This window comes from Streptomyces sp. 15-116A (assembly GCF_025290915.1).
Lineage (GTDB): Bacteria > Actinomycetota > Actinomycetes > Streptomycetales > Streptomycetaceae > Streptomyces.
The window spans coordinates 1-7745 of sequence record NZ_JAOCQE010000283.1 but is presented as its reverse complement, the minus strand read 5'-3'; the positions used below and the strand labels follow the sequence as shown (position 1 = coordinate 7745).

The 7745-nt window shown below is 72.4% G+C and carries 8 protein-coding genes; 2 read left to right on the top strand and 6 right to left on the bottom strand.

The annotated features are described in order from the left end of the window. Positions 1-215: hypothetical protein (locus N4P33_RS29685; protein ID WP_260830037.1), on the bottom strand; the 215-nt coding region annotated here is incomplete at its 3' end. 165 nt (positions 216-380) lie between these two features. Further along, positions 381-1097: a uridine kinase gene (locus N4P33_RS29680; RefSeq protein ID WP_260830036.1), complete on the bottom strand. Its 717-nt coding sequence runs from the start codon at positions 1095-1097 to the stop codon at positions 381-383. Between the two features lie 59 nt (positions 1098-1156). Here N4P33_RS29680 and N4P33_RS29675 point away from each other — a divergent pair, with 59 nt between their 5' ends. Further along, positions 1157-1561: a hypothetical protein gene (locus N4P33_RS29675; RefSeq protein ID WP_260830035.1), complete on the top strand. Its 405-nt coding sequence runs from the start codon at positions 1157-1159 to the stop codon at positions 1559-1561. Positions 1562-1640: 79 nt separating this feature from the next. On the opposite strand, the gene N4P33_RS29670 is transcribed toward N4P33_RS29675, so the two are convergent. The 3 genes from N4P33_RS29670 to deoC are packed head-to-tail and all read right to left on the bottom strand — an operon-like array spanning position 1641 to position 4940. Continuing rightward, entirely contained in the window at positions 1641-2531 is an 891-nt protein-coding gene (locus N4P33_RS29670) for an aldehyde dehydrogenase family protein (RefSeq protein ID WP_260830034.1), read from the bottom strand. Further along, a complete protein-coding gene (locus tag N4P33_RS29665; protein ID WP_260830033.1) occupies positions 2524-3984 on the bottom strand; it encodes an aldehyde dehydrogenase family protein in 1461 nt (486 codons plus the stop codon). Before N4P33_RS29665 ends, N4P33_RS29670 begins: the two co-directional genes overlap by 8 nt. Positions 3985-3989: 5 nt before the next feature. Next, positions 3990-4940 carry a deoxyribose-phosphate aldolase gene (gene deoC / locus N4P33_RS29660; RefSeq protein WP_260830032.1) on the bottom strand — a complete coding sequence of 317 codons (951 nt, stop codon included), beginning with the start codon at positions 4938-4940 and terminating at the stop codon, positions 3990-3992. Positions 4941-5076: 136 nt separating this feature from the next. Here deoC and N4P33_RS29655 point away from each other — a divergent pair, with 136 nt between their 5' ends. Beyond that, on the top strand, positions 5077-5784 hold the full coding sequence (locus N4P33_RS29655; protein ID WP_260830031.1) for a PH domain-containing protein: 708 nt from the start codon (positions 5077-5079) through the stop codon (positions 5782-5784). Between the two features lie 63 nt (positions 5785-5847). Here N4P33_RS29655 and N4P33_RS29650 read toward each other — a convergent pair whose 3' ends face one another. Next, complete coding sequence (locus N4P33_RS29650) at positions 5848-7485, bottom strand: phospho-sugar mutase (RefSeq protein WP_260830030.1); 1638 nt, start codon at positions 7483-7485, stop codon at positions 5848-5850. Positions 7486-7745 lie beyond the last annotated feature (260 nt).

The window sequence follows — 7745 nt, the reverse complement described above, 5'->3', positions numbered from 1 at the left end:
GTCCGTGCGCTCGTGCCTTCGCGCGTCGTTCGCGCAGTCACGCCGTCGCGCGTCCGCGCTTTCATGCCTTCGCGCGTCCGTGCGCTCGTGCCTTCGCGCGTCGTTCGCGCAGTCACGCCGTCGCGCGCCCGCGCTTTCATGCCTTCGCGCGTCCGTGCGCTCGTGCCTTCGCGCGTCGTTCGCGCAGTCACGCCCTCGCGCGTCCGTGCGGTCATGCCGTCACGCGCCCGCGCAGTCATGCCCTTCGCGCGTCCGTGCACTCATGCCGTCACGCGTCCGTGCGCTCGTGTCGTCGCGCGTACATGCAGTCACGCTGTCGCGCGTCCGCGTAGTGACGCAGGCACGCCTGCGCGCACCCGCGCCGCCACGTAGTGGCGCGGCTACGCAGCCGTAGTCGTGCTCGTCCCGGTCGCTGTCCGGCCTCGGCACGCCGCCGAGGCCATGCGGCCCAGTGCCTCGTCGCGGTCGCAGGCGTGTGCGCCCAGGGCCGTCTGGCGGGCGATGATCGAGCGTTCCAGGCGCATCAGCCGCCAGCCCCGCCGCAGCAGGAACGGCACCGACTTGCGGCCCTCCTTGAGATCCCGCACGAAGCGACGGCGGAACGTGCGCACCGGGCCGCGGTTCAGGCACAGCGCGTCCGCCAGCACGCCCAGTTCACGGCAGCGGCCGACGATCTCCGCCGCGAAGATGCCCTCGGCGATGAACAGCGGGGTGCGGCCGATGTCGACGGTGTCCTCGCCGGTGCGGGCGCTGAGCGAGATGTCGTAGACGGGGACGGGCGTACGGCCCGTGCGGCACAGCCGGTCGATCGCGGCGACGGCGGCGTCCGCGTCCCAGGAGGCGGGGTGGTCCCAGTCGGTGGCCGAGCCGTCCGGCAGCAGCGGCAGCGTCGGGTCGCCCGCCTCCTTGTAGAAGTCGTCGAGGCGCAGCACCGGGAGGCCGGAGCGGGCCGCGATCAGGGACTTGCCGGAGCCGGAGGGGCCGCAGAGCAGCACGACTCGCGCGGATATGGGCGACTGGGAACTCACGGGACACCAGTGTGAGGCATCGGTCGGGCGCCGTACGACCCCGCGGGTCCGCTTTGAAGCGTGCGTCACATCTCAACTACGCTTCGCGTCGACCTGATTACCCAGTGAGATCAGAAGGTGGCACACAGATGGCCCGACACGACTCCCCCAAGACGTCGACCGCCCGGCGCGCCCTCGCCGTCCTGGCGACCGCGTCCGTGGCGCTGGGCGCAGCCGCGACGACGGCGGCAGCGGCGGACTCCGAGTCGCTGCTGGGCGAGGGCGGCGGCCGCTCCGGTGCTCTCGGCCAGCTCGACCCGCAGGCAGGCCTGGAGACGGCGACGGGCACGGTCGGTCATGCCACCGCCCCGGTCACCGGCCTCAAGCCCAACCCGCTCGCCGGCACCGGCTTCGACCCGCTCAGCAACGGCGTCGGCACCCAGGTCGCCGACTTCCAGCCGGTCAACTCCCGCTCCGTGACCGACCCGGTGGCGCGGGCCGACTCGATCGGCGGCGTCCAGCCGATCGGTCAGGCCACGGAGACCCTGCGCTGACCCGGCGGACCCGAAGGCGGAGAGCCGCGCCCCTCCCGGACGGAGGTGGGGCGCGGCTCTCCGGTGTGGGGGGTGGCGGTCAGTAGGAGGAGCCCGACGCGCCCAGCGAACCCGTCGGGTGCCAGACCGTCTTCGTCTCCAGGAAGGCCGTCATACGGTCCAGGCCGGGCGTCGCCGACCAGTCGTCCACAGCCTGTGGACGGAGAACGCGCTTGAGGTTGTCGGCCGCCGCGATCTCCAGTTCCTTCGCCAGCGCCTCGTCGGCGCCCGCGAGGTCGATCGCGTTGACGTCCTGGTGCGCGGCGAGCGGGGCCGCGAGCTCCGCCGTACGGCCGGACAGGACGTTGACCACACCGCCGGGAAGGTCCGAGGTCGCCAGCACCTCGCCCAGGGAGAGGGCGGGCAGCGGGGACGTCTCGGAGGCCACCACGACCGCCGTGTTGCCCGTCGCGATCACCGGGGCGACGACCGAGACCAGGCCCAGGAAGGACGACTCCTGCGGGGCCAGCACGGCGACGACGCCGGTCGGCTCCGGGGAGGAGAGGTTGAAGAACGGGCCCGCGACCGGGTTGCCGCCGCCCACCACCTGGGCGATCTTGTCGGTCCAGCCCGCGTACCAGACCCAGCGGTCGATCGCCGCGTCCACCTGGGCCGCGGCCTTCGACTTCGACAGGCCCTCCGCGTCGGCCACCTCACGGACGTACTGGTCCCGGCGGCCCTCCAGCATCTCCGCGACGCGGTAGAGGATCTGGCCCCGGTTGTACGCCGTCGCGCCCGACCACGCGCCGAACGCCTTGCGCGCGGCGACGACCGCGTCCCGGGCGTCCTTGCGGCTCGACTGCGGCGCGTTGGCCAGCCAGTTGCCCTTCGAGTCGGTCACTTCGTACACCCGGCCGCTCTCGGAGCGGGGGAACTTGCCCCCGACGTACAGCTTGTAGGTCTTGAGGACACTCAGTCGCGTGTCAGACATCGAGGTACGCCTCCAGGCCGTGGCGGCCGCCCTCGCGGCCGAAGCCCGACTCCTTGTAGCCGCCGAACGGCGAGGTCGGGTCGAACTTGTTGAACGTGTTGGACCAGACGACGCCCGCGCGCAGCTTGTTCGCGACCGCCAGGATGCGGGAGCCCTTCTCGGTCCAGATGCCCGCCGACAGTCCGTACGGCGTGTTGTTGGCCTTGGCGACGGCCTCGTCCGGCGTGCGGAAGGTCAGCACCGACAGCACCGGGCCGAAGATCTCGTCGCGGGCGACGGTGTGCGCCTGGGTGACGTTCGTGAACAGCGTCGGCGCGAACCAGTAGCCCGAGGTGGGGAGTTCGCAGGCCGGGGACCAGCGCTCGGCGCCCTCCGCCTCGCCCCGCTCCACCAGCGAGGTGATCCGGGTGAGCTGCTCCGCGGAGTTGATCGCGCCGATGTCGGTGTTCTTGTCCAGCGGGTCGCCGAGGCGGAGCGTGGAGAGCCTGCGCTTGAGGGAGTCCAGCAGCTCGTCCTGGACCGACTCCTGGACCAGCAGGCGGGAGCCGGCGCAGCAGACCTGGCCCTGGTTGAAGAAGATGCCGTTCACGATGCCCTCGACGGCCTGGTCGATGGGGGCGTCGTCGAAGATGATGTTGGCGCCCTTGCCGCCCAGTTCGAGGGTGAGCTTCTTGCGGGTGCCGGCGACCGTGCGGGCGATCTCCTTGCCGACGGCCGTGGAGCCGGTGAACGCGACCTTGTTCACGTCCGGGTGCGCGACCAGGGCGGCGCCGGTGTCGCCGTAGCCCGGGAGGATGTTGACGACACCCTTGGGCAGACCGGCCTGGCGGCAGATGTCCGCGAAGAACAGGGCGGACAGCGGGGTCGTCTCGGCGGGCTTGAGGACGACCGTGTTGCCGGTCGCCAGCGCCGGGGCGATCTTCCACGCCAGCATCAGCAGCGGGAAGTTCCAGGGGATGACCTGGCCCGCGACGCCGAGCGGGCGCGGGGCGGCGCCGAAGCCGGCGTGCTCCAGCTTGTCGGCCCAGCCCGCGTAGTAGAAGAAGTGGGCGGCGACCAGGGGCAGGTCGGCGTCGCGGGTCTCCTTGATCGGCTTGCCGTTGTCGAGGGTCTCGAGGACGGCCAGCTCGCGGGAGCGCTCCTGGATGATCCGCGCGATGCGGAACAGATACTTGGCGCGCTCGGAGCCGGGCAGCGCCGACCACTTCTCGAACGCCTTGCGGGCGGCCTTCACCGCGCGGTCGACGTCCGCCTCGCCCGCCTGCGCCACCTCGGAGAGGACCTCCTCGGTGGACGGCGAGATCGACTTGAAGACCCTGCCGTCGGCCGCCTCGGTGAACTCGCCGTCGATGAACAGGCCGTACGACGGGGCGATGTCGACGACCGAGCGGGACTCGGGCGCCGGTGCGTACTCGAAAGCGGACGACCGCTTGTCCGTGGTCTTGTCGGTCATGGTGATCAGTCCACCGTCACGTAGTCGGGGCCGGAGTAGCGGCCGGTGGCCAGCTTCTGGCGCTGCATCAGCAGATCGTTCAGCAGCGAGGAGGCGCCGAAGCGGAACCAGTGGTTGTCCAGCCAGTCCTCGCCCACCGTCTCGTTGACCAGCACCAGGAACTTGATCGCGTCCTTGCTGGTCCGGATGCCGCCGGCCGGCTTCACGCCCACCTGGACGCCGGTCTGCGCCCGGAAGTCGCGCACCGCCTCCAGCATGAGCAGGGTGTTCGCCGGGGTCGCGTTGACGGCGACCTTGCCGGTCGAGGTCTTGATGAAGTCCGCGCCCGCGAGCATGCCGAGCCAGGAGGCCCGGCGGATGTTGTCGTACGTCGACAGCTCACCGGTCTCGAAGATCACCTTCAGCCGCGCGGACCCGCAGGCCTCCTTCACGGCGACGATCTCCTCGTACACCTTCATGTACCGGCCGGCGAGGAACGCGCCGCGGTCGATGACCATGTCGATCTCGTCCGCGCCCGCGGCAACGGCCTCCTTCACGTCCGCCAGCTTCACGGCGATCGGGGCGCGGCCCGCCGGGAACGCGGTGGCGACGGAGGCGACCTTCACGGAGGAACCGGCGACGGCCTCCTTCGCGGTGGCCACCATGTCCGGGTAGACGCAGACCGCGGCCGTGGCGGGGGCGGTGCGGTCGGTCGGGTCGGGCAGGACCGCCTTCGCGCCGAGCGCCCGGATCTTGCCCGGGGTGTCCGCGCCTTCCAGCGTCGTCAGGTCGACCATCGAGATGGCGAGGTCGATCGCGTACGCCTTCGCGGTCGTCTTGATCGAACGGGTGCCGAGGGAGGCGGCGCGCGCCTCCAGGCCGACGGGGTCGACGCCGGGCAGCCCGTGAAGGAAACGGCGCAGCGTGCTGTCCGACGCGGTGACGTCGCCGAGAGGCTTGGGTGCAGTGGTGGGCATGCTCACAAGCCGAGCATATCTACGCGCGTAGCGGCTGTACAGCCCTCGCAGGGATCCGGTCCGGGCCCTCGCAGGGATCCGGTCCGGCGGACGGTGGGCGCGAGGGGGCTTGCGGGCGTCGGGCAGAATCGGGGGCATGAGCTCGCCTGACGCGCAGTCGCCCCAGCCGGAGAAGCCGGACCAGGACCCCGTCCGGGACCGGGTGTACCGGTCGCCCGCGGGGATCGCCGGTGGTGTGTTGCTGCTGGCCGTCGCGGGGTGGTTCGGGATCGACGCGGTGATCTCCGGTGAGGGGCGTACGCCGTGGCTGGCGCTGGCCGCGCTGTTGCTGCTGGTGCCGCTGGTGATCGCCTTCACCGTGCGGCCCGCCGTGTACGCCGGGCACGAGCGGCTGCGGATCCGCAATCCGTTCCGGGTGATCGTGCTGCCCTGGGGGCGGGTCGCCGCGCTGCGGTCCGGCTACTCCAACGAGGTCGTGGCCGAGTCCGGTACGAAGTACCAGCTGTGGGCCTTGCCCGTGTCCCTGCGGGCGCGCAAGCGGGCGGCGCGGCAGGAGATGCGGGCGCAGGCGCAGCGGGGCGAGGGCGTCGATGTGCGGGCCACGGGGCGGGGGCCGGGTGTGGGGAGTGCGTTTCGGAGCGGGGGCGCGGCCTCGCAGCGCGCGGTCGCGGGGCCCGTGCGGTCGACGACTGACCAGGCCATGGACGAGCTGCGGGAACTGCATGAGGCGGGGCAGGAGGCGGCTGCGGCGCAGGGTGAGGTCACTGTGCGGTGGGCGTACGAGATCCTTGCGCCGGCCGGGGCGGGGGCTGTGCTGTTGGCGGTTCTGCTTGCGGTGGCGTGAGGTTCCGCTTGCCGTGGTGTCCGGGGTGTCCGGGGTGTCCTTTGGGGGACACCCCGGTTTCGTCTAGATGCCCGCTGCCTCGGACAGGTCCCCCTTGAGCCGCGTCAGGAGTGCCTCCGCCTCGGTGCGGGCGGCGGGGAGGTCCGTGCGGGCGGGGACCGGGACGACCACCTCCAGATAGCACTTCAGCTTCGGTTCCGTGCCGCTCGGGCGGACGATCACCCGCGCGCCCTCGAGGGTGTAGCGCAGGCCGTCCGTGGGCGGGAGCGTGTCCGTGCCCCGGGTGAGGTCCTCCGCCTTGGTGATGCGCAGGCCCGCGAGCTCGGTCGGCGGGTGTTCGCGCAGGCGGCGCATCGCGTCGGCGATCAGGCTGAGGTCCTTCACCCGGACCGAGAGCTGGTCGGTGGCGTGCAGGCCGTGTTCGACGGCGAGGTCGTCGAGGAGGTCGAGGAGGGTACGGCCCTCCTGCTTCAGCTCGGAGGCCAGCTCCGTGAGGAGCAGGGCCGCGGTGATGCCGTCCTTGTCGCGTACGCCGTCCGGGTCCACGCAGTAGCCGAGGGCCTCCTCGTAGCCGTAACGGATGCCGTCGGCGCGGGCGATCCACTTGAAGCCGGTGAGGGTCTCGACATGCGGGAGGCCCGCCTTCTCCGCGATCCGGCCGAGGAGCGAGGAGGAGACGATCGACTCGGCGAACGTGCCGGTCGCGCCGCGGCGGACCAGGTGAGCGGCGAGGAGCGCGCCGACCTCGTCGCCGCGGAGCATGCGCCAGTCGGCGCCGTCCTTCACCGCGGCGGCGCAGCGGTCCGCGTCCGGGTCATTGGCGATGACCAGGTCGGGGGCCGGGTCGGTCGCGCGGGCCGTCGCGAAGGCCAGGTCCATCGCGCCGGGCTCCTCCGGGTTGGGGAACGCGACGGTGGGGAACTCCGGGTCGGGGTCCGCCTGCTCGGCGACGAGCACGGGGGCGGGGAAGCCGGCGCGGGCGAAGGCGGCGAGGAGGACGTCCTTGCCGACGCCGTGCATCGCCGTGTAGACCGTGCGGGCGGTGCGGGGGGAGCCGGGGGCGAGGACGGCGTCCGTGCGGGCGAGGTAGGCGTCGAGGATGCTGTCGTCGAGGATCTCCCAGCCTTCGGTGGGGCGGGGGACCGTGGTGAGGGACGGGACCGCCGCGATCTCGGCGGCGATCTCCTCGTCGGCTGGGGGGACGATCTGGGAGCCGTCGCCGAGGTACACCTTGTAGCCGTTGTCCCGGGGCGGGTTGTGGCTGGCGGTGACCTCCACGCCGGCGACCGCGCCGAGGTGACGGATGGCGAAGGCGAGGACGGGGGTGGGGAGAGGGCGGGGGAGGACCGCCGCGCGCAGGCCGGCGCCGGTCATGACGGCGGCGGTGTCCTGGGCGAAGTCGTGGGACTTGTGGCGGGCGTCGTAGCCGATGACGACGAGGCCGTTGGGGTCGGCGTGCTGGGTGAGGTAGGCGGCGAGGCCGGCGGCGGCGCGGATGACGACGGAGCGGTTCATGCGCATGGGGCCGGCGCCGAGTTCGCCGCGGAGGCCGGCGGTGCCGAACTGGAGGGTGCCGCTGAAGCGTGCGGCGAGCTCGGCGTGGTCCTGGGCGTCGATGAGGCGGGCGAGTTCGGCGCGGGTGTCCGCGTCGGGGTCCTCGGTGAGCCATGCCTGGGCCTGTGCGATGAGATCGTCTTGCACGGTCGGTCAGCCTCTCGTGGGTTGTGGTGCGGGTTCGCTCCGCGGGGCGGGCGGGGTGCGGGTGCGGATGCCTGCGGCGCCGGTGCGGGTGCCTGCGGTGCGGTGGGTGGATGCCTGCGGCGCCGCTGCGGCTTCGGTGGGGGTGCGCGTAGCGCCTGCGGTGGGTGGGTGAGTCGGGGCCGGGGTCGGTGGTGTCCGTCCTCGGTCTGGCGCGAAATAGGTCGACTCGAGAAGCCGGTCGGCGCGGACGCGCCAGCCGC

Bases quoted from the DNA above. Each gene is read 5' to 3' on its own strand.
- N4P33_RS29675 (WP_260830035.1), top strand. From the start codon at position 1,157: ATGGCCCGACACGACTCCCCCAAGACGTCGACCGCCCGGCGCGCCCTC.
- N4P33_RS29655 (WP_260830031.1), top strand. From the start codon at position 5,077: ATGAGCTCGCCTGACGCGCAGTCGCCCCAGCCGGAGAAGCCGGACCAG.
- N4P33_RS29670 (WP_260830034.1), bottom strand. From the start codon at position 2,531: ATGTCTGACACGCGACTGAGTGTCCTCAAGACCTACAAGCTGTACGTC.
- deoC (WP_260830032.1), bottom strand. From the start codon at position 4,940: ATGCCCACCACTGCACCCAAGCCTCTCGGCGACGTCACCGCGTCGGAC.
- N4P33_RS29665 (WP_260830033.1), bottom strand. From the start codon at position 3,984: ATGACCGACAAGACCACGGACAAGCGGTCGTCCGCTTTCGAGTACGCA.